General features: G+C 65.8%; 16 protein-coding genes. 12 read left to right on the top strand and 4 right to left on the bottom strand.

All coding sequences use genetic code 11. The features are described 5' to 3' along the window. The first annotated feature begins 58 nt into the window (after positions 1–58). From kynA to epsC, 7 genes are all read left to right on the top strand, one after another. Entirely contained in the window at positions 59–922 is an 864-nt protein-coding gene (kynA, locus tag ACX3O0_RS11450; RefSeq protein ID WP_459107800.1) for a tryptophan 2,3-dioxygenase, read from the top strand. Further along, complete coding sequence (locus ACX3O0_RS11445; RefSeq protein WP_459107799.1) at positions 919–1,971, top strand: amidohydrolase family protein; 1,053 nt, start codon at positions 919–921, stop codon at positions 1,969–1,971. The genes kynA and ACX3O0_RS11445 overlap by 4 nt, the downstream gene beginning before the upstream one ends. After that, entirely contained in the window at positions 1,964–3,178 is a 1,215-nt protein-coding gene (gene kynU / locus ACX3O0_RS11440; RefSeq protein ID WP_459107798.1) for a kynureninase, read from the top strand. The genes ACX3O0_RS11445 and kynU overlap by 8 nt, the downstream gene beginning before the upstream one ends. 7 nt (positions 3,179–3,185) lie before the next feature. Then, on the top strand, positions 3,186–4,001 hold the full coding sequence (locus ACX3O0_RS11435; protein ID WP_459088927.1) for a PaaX family transcriptional regulator: 816 nt from the start codon (positions 3,186–3,188) through the stop codon (positions 3,999–4,001). Between the two features lie 299 nt (positions 4,002–4,300). Further along, positions 4,301–8,605 (top strand): ExeM/NucH family extracellular endonuclease, encoded by a 4,305-nt coding sequence (locus ACX3O0_RS11430; protein WP_459107797.1) that lies wholly within the window; start codon positions 4,301–4,303, stop codon positions 8,603–8,605. A gap of 372 nt (positions 8,606–8,977) precedes the next feature. Then, entirely contained in the window at positions 8,978–9,916 is a 939-nt protein-coding gene (gene cysK, locus ACX3O0_RS11425) for a cysteine synthase A (RefSeq protein WP_459088923.1), read from the top strand. Further along, on the top strand, positions 9,916–10,491 hold the full coding sequence (epsC, locus tag ACX3O0_RS11420; protein ID WP_459107796.1) for a serine O-acetyltransferase EpsC: 576 nt from the start codon (positions 9,916–9,918) through the stop codon (positions 10,489–10,491). Before cysK ends, epsC begins: the two co-directional genes overlap by 1 nt. 235 nt (positions 10,492–10,726) lie before the next feature. Here the strand turns inward: epsC and ACX3O0_RS11415 are convergent, their stop codons facing one another. Further along, positions 10,727–11,689 (bottom strand): hypothetical protein, encoded by a 963-nt coding sequence (locus ACX3O0_RS11415; RefSeq protein WP_459107795.1) that lies wholly within the window; start codon positions 11,687–11,689, stop codon positions 10,727–10,729. A gap of 276 nt (positions 11,690–11,965) precedes the next feature. Between ACX3O0_RS11415 and ACX3O0_RS11410 the strand changes: the two genes are divergently transcribed. From ACX3O0_RS11410 to ACX3O0_RS11395, 4 genes are all read left to right on the top strand, one after another. Further along, positions 11,966–12,907, top strand: coding sequence for a CPBP family intramembrane glutamic endopeptidase (locus ACX3O0_RS11410; protein ID WP_459088917.1), 942 nt, complete (start codon positions 11,966–11,968; stop codon positions 12,905–12,907). A gap of 112 nt (positions 12,908–13,019) precedes the next feature. Beyond that, entirely contained in the window at positions 13,020–15,146 is a 2,127-nt protein-coding gene (locus ACX3O0_RS11405; RefSeq protein WP_459107794.1) for an acyl-CoA dehydrogenase family protein, read from the top strand. A 278-nt stretch (positions 15,147–15,424) separates the two neighbouring features. After that, positions 15,425–17,266, top strand: a complete 1,842-nt coding sequence (recQ, locus tag ACX3O0_RS11400; protein ID WP_459088913.1) for a DNA helicase RecQ — start codon at positions 15,425–15,427, stop codon at positions 17,264–17,266. Between the two features lie 69 nt (positions 17,267–17,335). Next, positions 17,336–18,043: a lysophospholipid acyltransferase family protein gene (locus ACX3O0_RS11395; RefSeq protein ID WP_459088911.1), complete on the top strand. Its 708-nt coding sequence runs from the start codon at positions 17,336–17,338 to the stop codon at positions 18,041–18,043. On the opposite strand, the gene ACX3O0_RS11390 is transcribed toward ACX3O0_RS11395, so the two are convergent. Together ACX3O0_RS11390 and ACX3O0_RS11385 are read right to left on the bottom strand one after the other, a co-directional pair. After that, positions 18,040–18,171, bottom strand: a complete 132-nt coding sequence (locus ACX3O0_RS11390) for a putative transporter small subunit (RefSeq protein ID WP_459088909.1) — start codon at positions 18,169–18,171, stop codon at positions 18,040–18,042. The two genes, ACX3O0_RS11395 and ACX3O0_RS11390, sit on opposite strands and share 4 nt — an antisense overlap. Positions 18,172–18,180: 9 nt before the next feature. Beyond that, positions 18,181–19,902: a sodium:solute symporter family protein gene (locus tag ACX3O0_RS11385; protein WP_459088907.1), complete on the bottom strand. Its 1,722-nt coding sequence runs from the start codon at positions 19,900–19,902 to the stop codon at positions 18,181–18,183. A 298-nt stretch (positions 19,903–20,200) separates the two neighbouring features. Here ACX3O0_RS11385 and ypfJ point away from each other — a divergent pair, with 298 nt between their 5' ends. After that, a complete protein-coding gene (gene ypfJ / locus ACX3O0_RS11380) occupies positions 20,201–21,064 on the top strand; it encodes a KPN_02809 family neutral zinc metallopeptidase (protein WP_459107793.1) in 864 nt (287 codons plus the stop codon). Between the two features lie 15 nt (positions 21,065–21,079). Here ypfJ and ACX3O0_RS11375 read toward each other — a convergent pair whose 3' ends face one another. Next, on the bottom strand, positions 21,080–21,535 hold the full coding sequence (locus ACX3O0_RS11375; protein ID WP_459107792.1) for an adenylyltransferase/cytidyltransferase family protein: 456 nt from the start codon (positions 21,533–21,535) through the stop codon (positions 21,080–21,082). Between the last annotated feature and the right edge of the window lie 36 nt (positions 21,536–21,571).

Below are 21,571 nucleotides of genomic sequence, written 5' to 3'. Positions count from 1 at the left end.
TCCATCCGCCTATGCAAAAGTGTGGCGGTCGTCTTGATTAAGTAATATGGTGTCGACCATGACGGATGCTGCTGCGGGCCACGAGAGAACAATCGAGGATGACATAGTCACCGACTTCCGTGACCGGATGAGTTACGGCTCCTACCTCCAGCTCGACCACCTGCTCTCCGCCCAGACCCCGGTCAGCGACCCGGTGCACCACGACGAGATGCTGTTCATCATCCAGCATCAGACGAGCGAACTGTGGCTGAAACTCGTACTTCACGAACTCGAATCCGCGCGCGCCCTGATCGCCGCCGATGAACTCCAGATCGCCCTTAAGCGCATCGCGCGGGTGAAACACATCCAGCGCACCCTCACCGAGCAGTGGTCCGTGCTGGCCACGCTGACGCCGAGCGAGTACTCCGAGTTCCGCGGCTACCTGGGCAACGCATCCGGTTTCCAGTCCTACCAGTACCGTGCCGTCGAGTTCCTGCTGGGCAACAAGAACGCCGGCATGCTGAAGGTGTTCGAGTCCAACGCCGAGGCGCACGCCCTGTTGTCCAGGCTGCTCATCGAGCCGAGCGTGTACGACGAGTTCCTGCGTTACCTCGCCCGCCACGGCCACGACGTTCCGACGAGCGTGCTCGAACGTGACGTCACCCAGGGCTATGCGTTCCATGAGGAACTGGTCGCCACCTTCCGCAACATCTACGAGAACCCGGATGCGCACTGGCTCGCCTACGAGACCTGTGAGGAGTTCGTCGACCTCGAAGACAACTTCCAGCTGTGGCGTTTCCGGCACATGAAGACGGTGATGCGCATCATCGGCATGAAGCGCGGTACCGGCGGTTCGAGTGGGGTCGGCTTCCTGCAGAAGGCACTCGACCTCACCTTCTTCCCGGAATTGTTCGCCGTCCGCACCGAGATCGGGCAGTCGTGACCGAAAGCTCCCCCCTGGTTTTCTCCGCCGACGAGTGCTGGGCCGGTGGCTGGCGCGGGCCGTCGACGATGGTGGCGGATGCCGGCGGCATCCGTTTGGCGACGGATGATGACGGCCGCCCCGAACTGCATCTCCCCGGCACGATCTTCCCCGGCTTCGTTGACTCGCACGTGCACCTGGGCCTCGGCGACGCCGAGGCACTGCTCGCCGGCGGGATCGCCGCGGTCGACGACCTCGGCTGGAACCCGGAGATCGCCCGCACCTGGGCAGACCGCCCCGAACTGCCCAGGGCACGATTCGCCGGAGCTTTCATCACGACGGTCGGCGGCTACCCGTCCGACCGCGAGTGGGCTCCGGATGGCGCGGTCGTCGAAGTGGCCGACGCAGATGCGGCCCGCAGCGCGGTCGACCGTCAACTCGAGGCGGGCGCAAGCTTCATCAAGGTTGTCCTCAACTCGGATGCTGGCCCGGTGCTGGACGACCTGACCCTGAGGGCAATCGTCGGTCACTCACACGTTCGCGGCCGCGAGGTCGTTGCGCACGTCGAGGGCGCAGGTCAGGCGGCGCGGGCGTTCGAGGCTGGAGCCGATCGCCTCGCCCACACGCCGTGGACGGAACGACTCGACGACGCACTGCTGATGGCGATGGCCGGGCCGAAGGCTCGCACGTTGAGTGGCGCCCAGAGCTGGATCAGCACCCTCGACATCCACGGCTGGGGGGAACCGACGCAAGAGTTCGTCATTGCGAAGGACAACCTGCGCCGCTTCCATGCCTTCGGCGGCAACATCAGCTACGGTACCGACTTCGGCAACGGGCCGCTTCCGGCAGGCGTCAACGAGCGGGAGCTCCGCGCGCTCATCGCGGTCGGCCTGAGCGAGAACGGCGTGATTCGCGCCATGACCCCGCACAAGTACGGCCACGCGATCAGCTACGTCGCCGGCGAACGACGGGACGAGCTGTCGGAGTGGCTGGCCGGCGCATCCGTCATCACTGCCCACCAACTCGTGTCCCGAAACTTGCCCACCAACGAAAGGTCTGCGGATGACTGATACAGCCACAGCGGCGGCCGGCCTCGACGCCGCGGACCCGCTCGCCGGGTACCGCGACCTGTTCGTGCAATCGGATGATGTTGTCGCCTACCTGGACGGCAACTCCCTCGGTCGCCCCACCAAGGCGAGCGCCGAGCGGCTCGGCCGGTTCGTCACCGACCAGTGGGCGTCACGCCTGATCCGTGGCTGGGATGAGTCCTGGTACGACCTCCCGCTCGCCCTGGGCGACAAGCTGGGGGCAACCGTTCTGGGGGCTGCGCCCGGGCAGGCGTTCATCGGCGACTCGACCACGGTCATCCTGTACAAGCTGATTCGCGCCGGTCTTGCCGCCCGCCCGGATCGCCACGAGATCATCGTCGACCGGGGCAACTTCCCGACCGACCGGTATGTGCTGGAAGGCATTGCCGCCGAATGTGGCAAGACGCTGCGCTGGATCGACGCCGACCCGAACGGCGGGGTGACGCCCGACGAGGTAGCCGAACTCCTCGGGAAGGATACGGCGCTGGTCGTACTCAGCCACATCGCGTACCGCTCCGGTTACCTCAGCGATGCCCCGGCGATCACGCGGCTCGCCCACGAGGCCGGTGCGCTCGTGCTCTGGGATCTCTGCCACTCAGTCGGGGCGGTCCCGCTCGAACTCGACGCCTGGGGAGTCGACCTGGCCGCCGGATGCACCTACAAGTACCTGAACGGCGGGCCGGGGTCGCCCGCCTTCGGCTACGTGCGGTCGGACCACCAGGCAACCATGGTGCAGCCGATCCAGGGCTGGATGGGCAGCTCCGAACCGTTCGAGATGGGTCCGCGTTACCAGCCGCATGACGGCATCCGCCGCTTCATCAGCGGAACGCCGGCGATCGTCGGCATGCTCGCGATGCAGGACATGCTCGACCTCATCGCGGAGACGGGAATGGACCAGCTGCGTGCCAAGTCGGTTCGGCTCACCGAATATGCGATCACACTGGTCGATGACCTGCTGGTGCCCCTGGGGGTAGAACTCGCATCCCCGCGCGACTCCGCAAAGCGGGGAAGCCACGTCACGATCGACCACGACAGTTTCCAGCAGGTGAATGCCCGGCTCTGGGAGCAGGGGATCATCCCCGACTTCCGCCGGCCGAACGGCCTGCGCCTGGGGTTGTCCCCACTCACCACCAGTTTCGCTGAAGTGCACCTCGGAGTTGACGCGATCAGACACGCGATGATCGAGTGATGGCGCCGTGATCCTCGACGATTTCGACGCCCGTCCGGGGAGTGCCACTTCGATGTTGCGCACCATCATCGGCGCGCACCTGCGCAGTATCGGCGGCTGGGCCTCGATCGCCGGCCTGATCACGCTGATGGGCGCCGTCGGGGTCTCGCCGGTCAGCACCCGAAGCGCGGTATTGCGGGTCAAGACGAAGAACCTGTTGACCGCCGAAACCGTCGGAGGCCAGGCAGGCTACCGGCTGAACCCCGAAGCAGTGCCGATGCTCGAGCGTGGAGACCGCCGGATCTACTCGTTCCGCCAACAGGGGGACAACGACCTGTGGTGCCTGATCTCGTATTCGATTCCCGAAACCAAGCGTGATGCCAGGCACCAGCTTCGGCGTCGCCTCGGCTGGATCGGATGCGGCACGGTCGCGACGGGACTCTGGATCTGCCCGGCGTTCCTCGCCGACGAGGTGGAGGAGATCCTGAACGACCTTGGGTTGCGCGAAACCGCGACTCTGTTCATGGCATCCGAGTCCCGGTTGTCCGGCACCCCGACCGAGGCTGCGGCTCGCTGGTGGGACCTCGACCGGCTCGCCAAACTGCACACCACCTTCCTGGAGCGGCATACGGATGCGACGCCGGCCGCTGACGAGAAGGAAGCCTTCTCGCGGTACATCCGGGCACTGGACGACTGGCGCATCATCCCGTACCTGGATCCCGGGCTGCCTGCGAGTGCGCTGCCGGCCGACTGGCCAGGGTTCGAGAGCGTGGCGCTGTTCGGTCGGCTCACCTCCACGCTGGCGCACCCCGCCGAGGCGTACGTGCACTCCGTGGTCGGCTGAGCGCGTCAGCCGACCCCTCCCGCTCGCGGCGCGCATCGATCGGAGGTTCGCTAGCGCATATGCGTGCGCGCCCCAGCGGTTCGTGCGCGTGGCGTTTCCGCGCCGCACGCATCGACGCACGCACCACAGATGCGTGCGCGCCGCCCGGAAGGCGGCCGGGGAACATCCGGTTACGCGCAGATGAGCAATTCGCGCAAACCCTTGGAATCGTCGTCCCTCAGGGTTAATGTAGCTTCGACCCCCGTTCGGGGGTAGACCTACTCGTTCCGTATCGTCATCTTCGAGGGGACCCCACTGCCATGCAGGATCACGAGCACACTCGCCGCCGCACACGCCTCAGCGTTGCGGCGGTTGCTGCGTTTGCCCTAGGACTCACCACCGTCGGGGTTCCGGCCGCGTTCGCCGCCGAACCAGACCAGACCATCGTCGCGGTCCAGGGCACCGCCGACACCCAGGGCAGCGGCGGCGCGAGCCCGCTGGTCGGCTCGACCGTCACCGTCGAGGGAATTGTGACGGCAGACCACCGCGGGGTATCCGGCTACCGCGGTATTTTTGTGCAGGCCCCCGGAACCGGAGGGGCGACGGATGCCACACCGGGTGCCTCCGACGGCGTCTTCGCCTACCTGAACAACACCAACCCGGCCGTCGCCCTGGGCGACCTGGTGACGGTGACCGGCGTCGTTGCCGAGAACTTCGGGCAGACCCAACTCGGAGCCGGCGCGACGCCGGCCGTGGTCGAGCTCGTCACCGCGGCCGCTGAGGTTCCGGCGGAGCAGCAGGTCAGCGCCTCCCCGCTCGCCGATACCGTCGTCGGCACCGACCGTGAGGCGTTCGAAGGCATGCTGGTCGCCCCGACCGGTACCTACAAGGTCTCCTCCAGTCACCAGCTGTTCAATTTCGGCAGCCTCTGGCTGAACGCCGGCGAGCTCGCCGTGAAGAGCACCGAGACCACGGATGCCGGCGCAGACGCGAACGCGATCGCCGCCGCCAACCGGGCTAACCGCATCCTTCTCGATGACGGCTACAACATCCAGGTCACCAACACCAGCCACCCTGGCACCCAGCCCTACTTCACCGCAGGCACCGTGGTGCGAAATGGTGACACCGTCGCCTGGCCGACCAACCCCTACGTGCTCGGCTACGGCTTCGATGACTGGCGCCTGCAGCCGACCGTCCCGATCAACGACGCCAGCGCGGCCGCGTTCAAGCCGACCTTCGATGCGACCAATTCGCGCCCGGTATCCGCCCCCGTTGTCGGCGGCGACCTGGCGATCGGCAGCTTCAACGTCTTCAACTACTTCACCACGCTGACCAGCGAGAACTCGAGTGCGCGCGGTGCCGACAACGCCGCCGACTTCGCCATCCAGCAGGCGAAGATCGCGGCGGCCATCAACGCGCTCGACGCAGACGTGGTGGCACTGCAGGAGATCGAGAATTCGATCAAGCTGGGCGAACCGGCCGATGAGGCGCTCGCCGACCTCGTTTCAGCGCTGAATGCCGCAGCCGGTTCCGCCGTCTGGGACTACGTGCGCACCCCGGCCGCACTGCACGATGCGGCCATCACCGACTTCATCACCAACGCCATCATTTTCAAGACGGATGCTGTTGAAACGGTGGGTGACAGCTTCACCCAGGTTGACGAGGCGGTGTGGGACATCGCGCGCGAGCCGATTGCCCAGACCTTCGAGGCGGTGAGCACCGGCAAGGTGTTCACGGTCGTCGCCAATCACTTCAAGTCGAAGTCCGGCACCGGGGCTGAACCGGCCGATGGCCAGGGTCACTTCAACGCCGAACGGGTCGAGCAGGCCACCAGCCTCGCCGCCCTGGTCGATACCATCACCGCCGACGAGGCGAAGAGCGCAGATGTGTTCCTGGTCGGCGACTTCAACGCCTACGCCGAGGAAGACCCGATCCAGGCCTTCACCGACGCGGGCTACGTCGACCTGGTACCGACGCACACCGACGACCAGTACACCTACACCTTCGACGGGGAGCTCGGCTCGCTTGACCATGTGCTCGCCACTTCGTCGGCTGCGGCATCCGTCACCGGCGCCGGCGTCTGGAGCATCAACTCGCCCGAGTGGTCCGACCGCGGGTACGAGTTCGACGCCGCCGACGCGACCAGCGTCTACCGCTCAAGCGACCACGACCCGATCAAGGTGGGTGTCAGCGCCGAGCTGGCCCCGATCGAGATCGAGATCCTCACGGTGAACGACTTCCACGGGCGCCTGGAGGCCGGCTCCGGAATTCCGGGGGCCGCACAGATGGGCGGGATGGTCAACTTCTGGGAGGCTGAGAACCCGAACACCACCTTCGTCGGTGCCGGCGACTTCATCGGAGCATCCACCTTCACCTCGTTCATCCAGAACGACCAGCCGACCATCGACGTGCTGAACGAGATCGGCCTCGACGGCAGCTCCTTCGGCAACCACGAGTTCGACCAGGGGCGGGCGGATGTCGATGAGCGCATCCTCGACGCCGCCGACTGGCCCTACGTCGCGGCGAACCTGTACGACGTCGATACCGGCGAGCCGGCCTACGACGAGTACTTCGTGCAGACCTTCGATGGGGTCGACGTCGGATTCATCGGCGCCGTGACAGAAGACCTGCGCGAGCTGGTCAGCCCGGCCGGAATCGAGTCGCTCGAGATCCGCAGCATTGTCGATGAGGTCAACCGCGTCGCCGAGTACCTGACGGACGGCAGCGATGCGAACGGTGAAGCGGATGTGCTGGTGCTGCTGGTGCACGAAGGCGCGGCAACCAGCGATATCAGCTCATCGACGGATGACTCGGCGTTCGGCCAGATCGTCATGGGGGTCGACCCGGAGATCGGCGCCATCGTCTCCGGCCACACCCACCTGGCCTACGACCACGAGGTCGAGGTGCCAGGAATGGACCGTCCGCGCCTGGTCATCTCGGCCGGGCAGTACGGCCAGAACTACGGCCACCTCGACTTGAGCATTGACGCGGAGACCGGCGACATCCTGTCCTTCACCGGTGAGGTCCTCCCGATCACCGGCTTCGTGCCAGATCCGGAGGTTGCCGCGATCGTCGCCGAAGCCACGAAGGTGGCGGACGTCCTGGGAAAGGTGAAGGTCGGCGAGATCACCGACGACTTCTACCGGGCAGTGCAGAACCCGTTCCTGGGTGTCCCGCCGAACCCGTTCCCCGAGAACCGTGGCGGTGAGTCGACCCTCGGCAACTTCGTCGCCGATGTTCAGCTCTGGGCAGCATCCGAACTGGGTGCCGAAATCGCGATCATGAACCCGGGCGGACTGCGAGCCGACCTGGTCTACGAGTCCTCCGGACCCGACGACCCGGACGGCAACGTCACCTACCGGGAGGCGGCCGACGTGCAGCCGTTCGCGAACACGCTGACCACCATGACGCTGACCGGTGCGCAGCTGAAGCAGGTGCTCGAGGAGCAGTGGCAGCCGGACGGCGCCCAGCGCCCGTTCCTGAAGCTCGGCCTGTCCGAAGGCTTCGAGTACGCCTACGACCCGGCCGCTCCGGCCGGTGAACGGATCACCGCGCTCTACCTGAATGGTGAGCCGATCGACCCGGCCGCCGAGTACAAGATCGTGGCGAACTCCTTCCTCGCGGCAGGTGGAGACAACTTCTTCACCCTGGCGGAGGGAACGGATCGGGCCGATAGCGGGCGAGTCGACCTCGCCAGCATGGTGGACTACTTCGAGGCCAACCCGGTCGCGTCGCCGTCCTTCGAGCAGCACTCGATCGGCGTGCACGTGACGCCGCCGGCGCCGTACAGCGCTGGTGACCAGCTCACCCTCGACCTGTCGTCCCTGGTCTTCAGTCGCGGTGGTCCCACCACCGGGATCGTCGAGGTCCGGGCGGGCGAAACGGTGCTCGGCACCGGCCAGATCGACGGAACCATCGTCGACACGACGGACGAACAGGGACGGGCATCCGTCACCATCACCATCCCGGAAGGCACCCCGGCCGGCACGCTCGTGCTGACCATTGCGGTGCCGGAGACGGGCAGCTCCATCGACGTGCCGATCGAGGTCACCTCCGACCTGGAGTCGATCGAGGTCGTCAAGGAGCCGCGCATCAAGGGCAACGCGGAAGTCGGCAAGACCCTGCGTGTCGACCCCGGCAAGTGGAGTGTGAAGCAGCCCGAGTTCAGCTACCAGTGGCTGCGCGACGGCCAGCCCATCGAGGGCGCGACCAACCAGCGGTACGAGGTGACCGTGGAGGACGTGGGCACATCCCTCAGCGCCCTGGTGACTGCCAGCAAGGACGGCTTTGCCGATGGCACCGCGGAAACGGCTGCTGTGTCGGTCGACAAGCTCGACTCGCGGGTGTCGGCGAGCACCAGCCGGTTCCTGATCTGGGGTGACCAGACCTTGACGGTGGATGCCCGGGTTAGCGTTCCCGGGGCGAGCGGAGTCGACGTGACCGGTGACGTGAACATCCTGGACGGCGGCGAAGTGGTGGCCACAGCGACGCTGGATGACCGCGGTCGGGCATCCGTCGACCTTGACGAGCTGGACCGTGGTTTCCACTGGATCACAGTCGAGTACGCGGGCACCGACCTGATCGACGGCTCCACCAGCTGGCCGCACCTGGTCCTCGTGCTGTAAGTGGCGGTCCGGCACTTAAGCGGGTCGAGCTTGTCGAGACCCGTCGAGCTTGCCAAGACAGCTAGTTCGCTGTATCAGCAATAGTTCGGGTCAGGGTAGGTCGCGGGGTGCGAGTTTTGAGCGTCTTGGATGGCCACGCTTTTCGGGACCTCCCTCGCAGGCTCGGTCGGCGCTGGGGTCGCGCAATCGCTGGCGCGATTGCCCCAGCTCCACCGCGCCAGACGCTCAATGTTTGAGTTGAGGAGCGAGCTGTCCTGTCCCGAACGCCCCGAGCATCCGCCACAAGGAAATAATGTTGCCGCTCCCAGCACAGGAAACTAGGGTGATCACGACTCATATCGCTCCCCACGACACGAAGGATCAGCTGAAACCATGGCCGGCCGCATTTACGAAAACGTCGCAGAACTGGTGGGCAACACCCCGCTGGTCCGTCTCAACTCCCTGACGGAGGGCATCGATGCGATAGTGCTGGCGAAGCTCGAGTTCTACAACCCCGCCAGCAGCGTGAAGGACCGCATCGGCGTCGCCATCATCGACGCTGCCGAGAAGGCCGGTGCCTTGAAGCCCGGCGGAACGATTGTCGAGGGCACCAGCGGCAACACCGGCATCGCACTGGCCATGGTGGGTGCCGCACGCGGCTACAACGTGATCATCACCATGCCGGACACGATGAGCCGGGAGCGGCGGGCGGTCATCCGTGCGTTTGGTGCGCAAATCGTGCTCACGCCGGGCAGCGAGGGTATGAGTGGTGCGGTGGCGAAGGCCCGCGAGATCGTGGACAACACGGAGAACTCGATTTGGGCCGACCAGTTCGGCAACCCGGCGAATGCCCTCATCCACCGTGAGACCACAGGCGAGGAGGTGTGGGCGGACACGGACGGTGCGGTCGACATCTTCGTGGCCGGTATCGGTACCGGCGGAACCCTGAGTGGTGCCGGCGGCCTGCTGAAGGAGCGGAAGCCCGGCGTCCAGGTGATCGGTGTTGAGCCGGTCGATTCGCCGATCCTCACCCAGGGCAAGGCCGGTCCTCACAAGATCCAGGGCCTCGGAGCCAACTTCATTCCCGATGTGCTCGACCGTGACGTGTACGACGAGATCATCGACGTCACCCTGGCCGAGTCGCTGGACACGGCGCGCAAGCTCGCATCGCAGGAGGGCATCCTGGCCGGGATCTCCTCCGGTGCCAGCGTCAGCGCGGCGTTGCAGGTGGCGAGGCGTGCAGAGAACGCGGGCAAGACGATCGTGGCCGTGGTGCCGGACTTCGGTGAGCGCTACCTGTCGACGGTGCTGTTCGACCACCTGCAGGACTGATGTTCTCCCGCGTGCGGGAGGACATCCGCACAGCGCGCCATCGGGACCCGGCCTCTCGCAGCAACGCGGAAGTGTTCTGGCTGTACTCCGGTGTGCACGCGGTGTGGGGCTACCGCGTGGCTCACCGGATGTGGCGGCATCGTGGCCTGAAGTTCCTGGCCAGGCTGGTGTCGCAGTGGACGCGTTTCCTCACCGGTGTGGAGATTCATCCGGGTGCCACGATCGGCCGCCGGTTATTCATCGACCACGGGATGGGCGTGGTGATCGGCGAGACGGCTGAGCTCGGCGACGACGTGATGCTGTACCACGGTGTCACTCTCGGGGGTCGGAGTTCTGCCCGCGAGAAGCGTCACCCGACGCTCGGCAACCACGTCACGGTCGGCGCCGGTGCGGCCGTCCTCGGCCCGGTGACGATCGGCGACTCCTGTGTGGTGGGCGCGCAGGCGGTGGTGACGACGGATGCGCCGGCCCACTCCCTGCTGGTCGGCATCCCCGCGAAGCCCCGCCCGATCGAACCGAAACCGCACGAGTTCGACCCGGAGTTCTTCGTCGATCCCGGCAACCACAGCATCTAGCAGGCCCCCTCCGCCGGGCTGCCTTCTCGGGCGCGTCAGCATCCGCTGCCGCGGCTCAACCTCCGCTGCGCGTACCGATCCGTGATCCGTGACTGTGGGCCTGACGACCGCGCGCATGCACCCGTGGCTCGCTATGGCATATGCGTTAGCGTGCACCGGATCCGTTCGCGGTGTCCCTCGCGCCGTTCTATGTCGTCCTGCCGGGTCTCGTGGCGAACCCCCGATCCGTGCGCGTTTAGCGCGTACCGGGCACCAACCCGAAGGGTCGAACCCAGGCAGCAAGTCGCGTCCGGTCGTAGGCGATGTCCCAGTTCCACCGGACGAAGCCCTTAACCAGGCGGCGCATCCGGTCCTCGCGTGCTTTCTCCGCCTTCTTCACCTCTTCGGCGGATAGGCCGGAGGGCGATTTCGCACCGTCGTACTTGAAGTCGCCGTCGCTCTCGCCAATCAGATCCAGCTCCGGCCAATAGAAGTCGGCATTGCCGATGAACCCCTGGACGTCGTGGAACGGAACTTGAAGTCGTGGAGCAGGAAGCCCGAGCAGCATGAACTGCACGCGGCTGAGCGACTCGAGCAGCGACCCGGCATCAGGATCGGCGAACTCGATGGCTTTCAATGCCTTGGCTGATCCCGAATAGGGAAGGAGTGAGATCACCAGATCGGTGAGCTCCTCTTTCGTTGGAGCACTGACGCCGAGCTTCTCCCGGAAGTCCCCCCTCTGCGGAGGCCGAAGCCCGTGATCGAGCATGCCGACGGCCCGGGCGAATCGGCTGTTGCAACTCACATCGACCAGCGTTCGAGCCAGCGAAGTCAGGCGGAGCCCGTCCATCTCGACCCCTGGTGCTTCCTCGCCAACACAGTGGCAACGGATGCCGGTGTGCGAGCGACCCCCGGAGGCCCGAGGGCCGAGCGTGTGCACGCTCTTCGACCACGATCCAAGCGTCGGTAGAGCCCACATCACCGCCGCAGAGTCGTGTGAGAACTGCGGCGTGCGAAGAACCTCGGCTGCAGCGTGAACCTGGAAGCGGTACGCATCGTCGCGTTCGACTGTGACACCGGGTGCCATCGGCAGGTATACCCCAGACCGCAATCGGGTGATGGCTCCGGATGAGTGCAGTCGACGAAGCTCACTCTCAGAGCCGGTAGCGCGGGCATTGCGGTACAGGAGGAATTCGGGGATCGTGCGTGTTGTCTGCATGGTGCAGTTTCGTAATGGCGCCGTCGCCGCAACGGGGGACTCCGGACATCCGTCAGCCGAGCGTCTGAAGCTGGGTTGTGGAGGACGGGACGCGCCCCTATGTCTGGTTCGGTTCGCGCATGCATCAGAGCTTCGCGACATTGCGCGCGCATGGATCCGCAGCCCGTGCACGCATATGGGTGGGCGACTCCCCGATCCAACCGCGCGGCGGTCCTAGCGACAGCAGAGCGACCCGTCCACGCCCACGCCCAGTCGCAGCAATTTAGGATTGACCCCGTGAATCTTGCCTATCACCGCCTGGCCCGCTCCTCGCCGAAGTACCGCTGGTGGAAACCCATCGTCACCGGGCTGATAGCGCTCGCGTTCTTCATCGTCTTGACGGTGATCGTGACTGTGCCGCTCGTCGTCCTTACCGTCATCGACCCGAACGGGTTCGGGGCTGCCTTCGGGCCGCTGATCTACGAGGGCGTCATCGACTCCACGGTCCCCGCCGTGCTGGCGTTCTCCCTTGTCGCGATCGCCATCATGCTGCCCGCCATCTGGTTGGCGAGGCTCATCATGGGGCCGCGTCCGGTGGGGTTGCTCTCCTCGGTGGCCGGGCGCCTCCGGTGGCGGTGGATGCTCCGGCTGGTCATCCCGGCGCTGGTCGCGTTCGGTGCATCCTTCGTCCTGTACCTGCTGGTTCTCCCGCCGATCATGGGCGAACCCGTCCTCGAGATCGTGGTCGGGCCTAACCTGTGGCTGATGCTGGCGATCATCGTGCTGCTGGTGCCGCTTCAGGCGACCGCCGAGGAGTATGTCTTCCGCGGTTACCTGATGCAGACGATCGGCGGATGGCTGAAGCATCCGGCGTTCGCCATCCTGCTGCCGGTGCCGTTGTTCATGATCGGCCACCTGTACGACGTGTGGGGCCTGCTCGACGTCGGTGTGTTCGCCGTCTTCGCGGCCTGGCTGACCTGGCGCACCGGCGGGTTGGAGGCGGCCATCGTCGCCCACGTGATCAACAACGCGTCGATCTTCGTGCTGGGCGAGTTCGGCCTGGTCGACACGAACACCACGGAGGGCAGCCTAGTCGGGGTGCTGGTGACCGGTGCCACTCTCGCCCTCTACAGCTGGTTCGTGGTCAGGCTTGTCCACAGGCACGGACTGCAAACGACGCGTCTCGTTGTGGAAGTCCAACCGGAGCCGACCACGGAGATTGTGGGAAACCACAGCTAGCCCGAGTGGTGGCTCGGTCTGCTTGTAGGCGCCTCACTGAACACTTTGGCACCGATGCCGCCATGCTTAGCCTGAGGGAAGTTGTTTTCCGCACCCGATAGATGAGGATGCCATGGCTATCTCCGAGCCCACCACGAAGTCGTCGAATTCCGCCGTGCCGCGCGCCGCCGCCGGCCTGGAGACCGAGGTCGACGGTCACCTGGATGCTGCCGCAAGCGGTTCCGCGCCCGCCGTCGATGTCGCGAGCCTGAACCGCCAGCTGCTGGGAACCTGGGCGGATGTCCGCAGCGAGGCCCGCAGGCTGGCCGCCGACCCCGCGCTTCACCAGCTCCCGGGCCTATCGATGGAGGAGCACCGCAAGCGCGTGTCGTCCCAGCTGATGCTGCTGGTGGAGAACGGCCACGTGCACCGCGGTTTCCCGAAGGAGCTCGGCGGCGAGGACGACAACGGCGGCAACATTGCCGCGTTCGAGGAGTTGGTCACCGCCGACCCGTCGCTGCAGATCAAGGGCGGCGTGCAGTGGGGCCTCTTCGGTTCGGCCGTGCTGCACCTGGGGACCGAGGAGCACCACAGGACGCTCCTGCCGCGCATCATGAACCTGGAGGTGCCTGGCGCTTTCGCGATGACGGAGACCGGTCACGGTTCTGACGTCGCATCCGTCGCCACCACCGCCACCTTCGATGTCGACGCCCAGGAATTCGACATCCATACCCCGTTCCGCGGCGCCTGGAAGGAGTACCTGGGCAACGCCGGCGTCGACGGCACGGCCGCCGTCGTGTTCGCGCAGCTGATCACCGGCGGTGTCAACCACGGCGTCCACGCGTTCTATGTGCCGATCCGCGATGAGGCGACCGGCGAGTTCCTCCCCGGTATCGGTGGTCTCGACAACGGTTTGAAGGGCGGGCTGAACGGCATCGACAACGGCCGCCTGCACTTCACGCACGTGCGGGTTCCGCGCATCGCCCTGCTCAACCGCTACGGCAATGTGGCGGAGGACGGAAGCTACACCTCCCCGATCGACAGCCCCGGCCGTCGCTTCTTCACGATGCTGGGAACCCTGGTGCAGGGTCGAGTGTCGCTGGATGGTGCCGCGACCGCAGCATCCGCCATGGGCCTCACCATCGCCGTGACGTACGGCAACCAGCGCCGCCAGTTCACGGCCGGCAGCGACACGGATGAGGAGGTGCTGCTCGACTACCAGCGGCACCAGCGCCGGCTCATTCCGCGCCTGGCCACCACCTACGCCCAGACGTTCGCGCACGACGAGTTGCTGGTGAAGTTCGATGCCGTGTTCAGCGGCAGGGAAGACACCGACGACGATCGCGAAGACCTGGAGACCCTGGCCGCGGCGCTCAAACCGCTGTCCACCTGGCACGCGCTCGACGCGCTGCAGGAGGCCCGCGAGGCCTGCGGCGGAGCAGGGTTCATGGCCGAGAACCGCCTGGTCGGGCTGCGCGCCGACCTCGACGTGTACGTGACTTTCGAGGGCGACAACAACGTGCTGCTGCAGTTGGTGGCGAAGCGACTGCTCACCGACTACAGCTCCAAGTTCAAGAATGCGGATGCCGGTGCGCTCGCCCGCTACGTCGTCGAGCAGGCGGCAGACCGGGCCTACCACGGCACCGGCCTGCGGCGACTGGCCCAGACGGTTCGAGATTTCGGCTCCACGGCCCGTTCCGTGCAGGAACTGCGCGAGACCGCTGTGCAGCGCGAACTGCTCACCGATCGTGTGGAGACGATGGTGGCGGAGGCCGCGCAGAAGCTGCGTCCGGCGTCGAAGATGTCGAAGAAGGATGCCGCGGAGCTGTTCAACTCGCAGCAGAATCAGCTGATCGAGGCCGCACGGGCACACGGCGAACTGCTGCAATGGGAGGCGTTCACCCGCGCAGTGGAGAACGTGCAGGATCCAGGAACCCGGCAGGTGCTGGAGTGGCTGCACGACGTCTTCGGGCTGGCCCTGATCGAGAAACACCTCGCCTGGTACCTCATCAACGGACGGCTCTCCCCGCAGCGGGCACAGGCGATCACGGCGTACATCGACCGGCTGATCGCGCGCCTTCGTCCGCACGCGCAAGGCCTGGTTGACGCGTGCGGCTACGGACCGGAGCACCTGCGGGCGCTCATCTCCGAGGGCGGTGAGGCTGAGCGCCAGGACGAGGCGCGCGCCTACTACCGCGAGCTGCGCGAGTCCGGAAACGCGCCGATCGACGAGAAGACCCTGCGCAAGAAGAAGGGCTGACGCCGCCTCCCTGGTCGATTTCGTCGAGACCTTCCCCTAGCGGTGCCCGACCACCGCCGCGCGCACGGATCGGAAGGGCGCCTATGCAAATGCATGCGCGTCCCTCCGATGTGGTGGCGCGTCCTTCCGCGCTTCGCCGTTTCATGCGCGCGCCACCGAGAGGCGCACGCCGCATAGGCGCAGGTTGCCCCGAGGCTAGGCCTTCCGCTGCCCTTGCCGAAGGCGCGTTGTCCACACCTCCGAGCCGAACTGTCACCCACCCCAGCTACCCTGAGTACATGACGTCGGCATCCGCTCCCGCCCCCCAGCTTGCGGAGACGGATGCTGCTCTCGACGTGCTCCACCGGGTGTTCGGCTACGACTCGTTCCGCGGTGAGCAGGCCGCCATCATCCGCCAGCTGGTTGACGGCGGTGACGCCCTGGTGCTGATGCCGACCGGCGGCGGCAAGTCGCTCTGCTACCAGATCCCCTCACTGGTGAGGGAGGGCACCGGCGTCGTCATCTCGCCGCTGATCGCCCTGATGCAGGACCAGGTGGACGCCCTCTCCGCGGTGGGCGCGAAGGCGGCCTTCCTGAATTCGACGCAGGGGGCGGATGAGCGCCGCCGGGTGGAGGAGGCGTTCCTCTCCGGCGAACTCGACCTGCTCTACCTGGCCCCCGAGCGTCTGAAGATCGAGTCGACCGCCGAGCTGCTCGACCGCGGCAAGGTCGCGCTCTTCGCGATCGACGAGGCGCACTGTGTTTCGCAGTGGGGTCACGACTTCCGCCCCGACTACCTCCGGCTGTCCGTGCTGCACGAGCGCTGGCCGACCGTTCCGCGTATCGCCCTCACCGCGACCGCGACGGAAGTCACCCACGCCGAGATCGCCCAGCGGCTGCAACTAGAAGACGCGAAGCATTTCGTCGCAAGCTTCGATCGCCCGAACATCCAGTACCGCATCGTGCCGAAGGATGACCCGAAAGCCCAGCTGCTGAACCTGCTGCGCACCGAACACGATGGCGATGCCGGCATCGTCTACTGCCTGTCGCGCGCATCCGTCGAAACAACCGCGCAATACCTGGTCGACCACGGCATCCCGGCCCTCCCCTATCACGCCGGTTTGGACGCGGCCACGCGGGCCTCGAACCAGTCCAGGTTCCTGCGCGAAGACGGAATGATCATGGTCGCCACCATCGCGTTCGGCATGGGCATCGACAAACCGGATGTCCGGTTCGTCGCCCACCTGGATCTCCCGAAATCGGTGGAGGGCTACTACCAGGAGACCGGTCGGGCCGGTCGTGACGGCCTCCCCTCGACCGCGTGGCTCGCCTACGGACTGCAGGATGTCGTGCAGCAGCGGAGGATGATCCAGACCTCCGAGGGCGACCTGGCCCACCGGCGGCGTCTCGGTGCGCACCTCGACGCGATGCTGGCCTTGTGCGAGACCGTTCAGTGCCGGCGAGTGCAGTTGCTGAACTACTTCGGGCAGGCCGGCACGCCGTGCGGCAACTGCGACACCTGTTTGCAGCCGCCCGAGTCGTGGGACGGGACCATCCCGGCCCAGAAGCTGCTGTCGACGGTGGTGCGCCTGCAGCGCGAGCGCGGCCAGAAGTTCGGGGCGGGGCAGTCGATTGACATCCTGCTGGGCAAGGAGACCCCGAAGGTGAAGCAGAACGGCCACGAATCGCTCAGCACTTTCGGCATCGGCACCGACCTCAGCGAGCAGGAGTGGCGGGGAGTGGTTCGCCAACTGCTCGCCCAGGGCCTGCTCGCCGTCGACAACAGCGGCTACGGAACACTGGTGCTCAGCGAGACGAGCGGCGAGGTGCTGCGGGGCGAGCGCGAAGTGCTCCTCCGCCGCGAGCCGGAGCGGTCGGCGTCGCGCAAGGTGAAGCGTTCGAAGGCCGCCGTCGACCTGCCGCCCGAATCGCTCGACTTGTTCGAGCGCCTCCGCGCCTGGCGTGGCGCGGAGGCCAAGGAGCAGGGCGTCCCCGCCTATGTGATCTTCCACGATGCGACCCTGCGTGAGATCGCGGTCGTGCGACCGCAGACGGTCGAAACCCTCGGCACCATCACCGGTGTCGGCGAGAGCAAGCTCGCGAAGTACGGCGAAGGCATCCTCGAAGTGCTGGCCGCGTAAGCGAATATTCCGCAGTTGGCATGCAGCCGCTCCTAAGCTTGACTGCCGCACGCTCACTCGGAAGGTCGCATGCTCAAGTTCCTGTCCCGCCTGATCCTGGCGCCGCTCGCGCGCCTGGTCTTCCGTCCGCGCATCGTCGGGAAAGCCAACGTTCCGACCTCCGGTCCGGTGCTGATCGCCAGCAACCACCTGTCGTTCATTGACAGCGTTGTGATCACCCTGGTCGCACCGCGGTCGGTCTCGTTCCTGGCCAAGGCGACCTACTTCACCGGCACCGGATTCCGCGGGTGGGTGTCACGTGTGTTCTTCACGTCGATCGGCGCGATCCCGGTTGAGCGCGGCGCGGGACATGCGGCTCAGGACGCCCTCGACAGTGGGCTCAGAGTGCTCCGCGAGGGCGGTGCCTTCGCGATCTACCCCGAGGGCACCCGGTCCCTGGACGGTCGCATCTACAAGGGCCGCACCGGTGTTGCGTGGCTGGCACTGACATCCGGAGCCGTGGTCGTCCCGGTCGCACTTACCGGAACCGAGAATCTGCAGCCGGTCGGTTCGCGGCGACTCAGGCTGGCGAAGGTGACGGTCGAGTTCGGCACACCGCTCGACCTGGGCTCTCACGGGCGTGCAGACTCGGGGCGTGCCCGCCGCAAGGCGACAGATCAGGTAATGGATGCCATCCAGCACATGTCAGGGCAGGTGCCGGCTGGTGTCTACAACGAGCCGCCGGCCACCGTCAGCGAGCGGATGCGCCGCGTACTTCGAAGCCCGTGGCAGCGTTAGATGATGCTGCGACCCTCACGTCGGGCCTGCTTGAGCTCGCGGATGAAGGCGCGGGCGATTACGAACAGCACGCCGGCTACGACGACGGGCCAGATCAGCACGTACAGGGTCAGCAAGACGATTTCCATGGGTGCTCCTTAGCGGGACGGTGTCGGGATCAGGTCGGCGGCCTCGCCGGTCGGGTCATCAGCTACGACCGGACCGGGAGCGTCCGGTCCTTCCGGGTCGAAGTCACCGGTGCGCTTGCTGATCAGCTCGAAGTCGAAATTCTGCTTGCTTCGGAACGACATGAAGTAGCAGATGATCGTGCTGACGGCGTAGGCGATCAGCGACCCGCTGAGCACGGCGTACTCGTGCAGGAATCCGATGGCGAATGGGGCCACCGCCACAGCGGCGATGCTGCCGGCGATGAGCGCTACCCGCTTGCCGAAGAAGCCGAACGCCATCAGTCCGATCACCACGCCGACACCGACAACCGAGAGGATGTCGAACAGGATGCCGGTGACGCCCGCCATCGAGAACCACTCGAATCGCACCGGGATGAACAACGCCAGCGCGGCCAGCACCGATACCGTGAACGCGGCGTTGGTGACTTTCTTCCAGTAGAAGCTGGCGATCACCGGGAACACCAGGGCACCCCAGAGCGCACCGACGAACACCAGCATGTCGAGGATGTTCATTTGCCCGGTGGCGAAGAACAGCGCCGCCGCTACAGCCACGATCATGGTGATGCGACCCACCAGCAGCATGACCTTCGGGTTCGAGTTCTTCCTTCCGGCGATGTTCTGGCCGTAGACATCCGCCATCATGATGGACGACAGCGCGGCCAGGTCGGAGTCGGCGGTTGATGACAGCGCGCCGATGACCATGAGGAAGAACAGGCCCAGGAGGATCGGGCCCAGGTAGGTCGCCGCCATCTGTGGGATCAGGTTGTTGACGTCGCCATCCAGCGGCTTAATGCCGAGGTAGAGGGCGATGACGCCGAGCATCCCGACGCCGATGACGGTTGCGCCGTACCCGATGGTGGCGGTGACGAACGTCTTCTTGATCAGGTCTTCCCGAACTGCGAAGAGCCGCTGGGCGATGGTCTGGTTGCCGATCGCGTAGGCGAGGACTGCGGCAATGTAGGGGGCGCCCTGGTTGAGGAAGGCGTCCGAGGAGAAGAAGTTCTTCTGCTCGGCCGAGAGGTTGCCTGCCCCTTCAATGAAGATGGATGGTCCGCCGGCGGAGATGAAGATGATGGGGATGATGATCACCACTGCGCCGAGCATCGCCATCACCTGCGCGAAGTCGGTGAGCACGGATGCGCGGAAACCCGACCACAGCGTGTACAAGAGAATGCCGGCGGCGATGATGAGGATGCCCTGGCCGAAACTGAGCGGGGAGAGCAATGCGATGAGCGCTCCACCGGCGATGAAGTTGGAGGTGAGGCTGATCAGGCTGCCTAGGATGTTCGACCCGGCGAGCATCAGCTGGCTTGAGCGGCCGTGCCGCGCGTACATGACCTCCGCCAGGGTGTGGGCCCGCGGTGCGACTTTGCGGATCCGCCGCCCGAACGGATAGATGAAGAGGATCATCAGCGCACCCCAGAGCCCGTAGTGGATGGGGCCGGAGATCCCGTAGGTGTAGCCGGAGGTTGCCGATGCGTACAACGATGACGCCCAGATCCAGGTGGCGGTCATTGACGCGGCGGAAATGCCGAAGCCGATCTTTCCGCCGGCGGTCATGTAGCCGTCAGCGTTCTCCTTCTTCTTTCGGATGGACATGGTGATGAGGAAGGTGCCGCCGAAGAAGACGAGCAGCAGTGCGATGGTCATCACTCCGCCCAGCTGAGTGAGTATTCCGCCGTTTTCTTGCATGCCTCTTCCATTCGTCAAGGTGGTCAGACCGCGTTTGTGGCGCGCGGGCGCGCCACATCGTTCCGCTCGATTTCGAGCTGGTGACCGCACAGGGGCTGTGGCCCACTTCGCGTGCGTGTCTTCCGCCGGCGCGTCTTGGTGGCCGGGTCACTCTGGCTGCCTCCCGAGCGAGCCCGATGGTCATGGGTGTGGCTCTAGGGTGGCGACTACAGTCCTCGAGGTTAGCAGGGCTCGGGCGTAACCCCTAAAGACGGTGTGATTCGACGCACCCGCCCGACCTCGGGACTAACTTCGGGTCATGACCTTCAACGACAACGCACGCAGTGGCGGCGGTCGCGTCTCCAAGCGCGGCCGCAACACCGGATTCGCGGTCGGCGGCGGCGGTATCGGCCTCATCGCGATCTTCCTGATCTCCCAGGCTTTCGGTGTCGACCTCAGCGGGTTGCTGGGCGGTGGCACCACCGGCAACAGCGCCAGTGACACCACTCTGCAGAACTGCGAGACCGGCGCGGATGCCAACGCGAACCTGGAGTGCCGCCTCGACTTCGCTGCGCAGTCGATGGACGCCTATTGGGAGCGCGAACTGGGTTCGGCCTACACGCCACCGCCGCTCGTGCTGTTCGAGCAGTCCGTCGGCACCGGATGCGGCAGTGCGACCAGCGCCGTCGGTCCGTTCTACTGCCCAGCCGACCAGACGGTGTATCTCGATATCGGTTTCTACGATGAGCTGCGCACCCGTTTCGACACGGATGCCGGCCCGCTGGCACAGATGTATGTCATCGCCCACGAGTTCGGGCACCACATCCAGAACCTGGAGGGCACCATGAACTCGATCAATCGAGGCGACACCGGGCCGACCTCTGATGCGGTCAGGCTGGAGCTGCAGGCGGACTGCTATGCCGGCGCCTGGGCGGGAGAGGCGTCGACCGTTCCGGACGAGTCAGGCACTCCGTTCCTAAAGCCGATCACCAGCACCCAGGTAGCGGATGCCCTGGACGCGGCATCCGCGATCGGTGACGACCGCATCCAGGAGTCGACACAGGGGCAGGTGAACCCGGAGGCGTGGACTCACGGTTCGAGCGAGCAGCGGCAGCAGTGGTTCGAGACCGGGTTCGAGCAGGGTGCCGGCAGTTGCGACACGTTCGCCGCCGGAGCGCTCTGACCTGATCCCTGACTCTCAGCCCAGGCTGCCGGTGGCGGCGGGCCGGTCGAAATCATCCAAGCTGTCGAGAGCGTGCCTCAGCGCTGTGCTGGAGGTGTCGATCGTGTACGGAAAGTAGACGACTTCGACGCCGACGGCCGCGAATTCGCGTTCGAGCTTCAACCCTTTCTGGGTTCCGCGCCAATCGTCACCTTTGAAGAACACGTTGAATCCGACCTCACGCCAGGTTTCGAGCTTGTCGGGTAATGACTCGATGACGACTGAGTCGACGTACCGGATGCTGCGTACGATCTCCAGCCGCTCCGTTAACGGGACGGTAGGGCGGATGCCCTTGGTAAGTTCCAGCATCTCGTCGGAGACGACTCCGGCGATGAGGTGGTCGCACTGTTCTTTCGCGCGCCGCAGGATGTTCAGGTGGCCGACATGGAAGAGGTCGTAAGCGCCGGCCGCATATCCGATTCGTAGGGTCATTTCACTCATCCGGGGGTGTGAGGAAAGGTTGACTAG

Source organism: Homoserinimonas sp. A447 (genome assembly GCF_054489325.1).
This window is presented reverse-complemented; position numbering and strand designations above follow the sequence as displayed.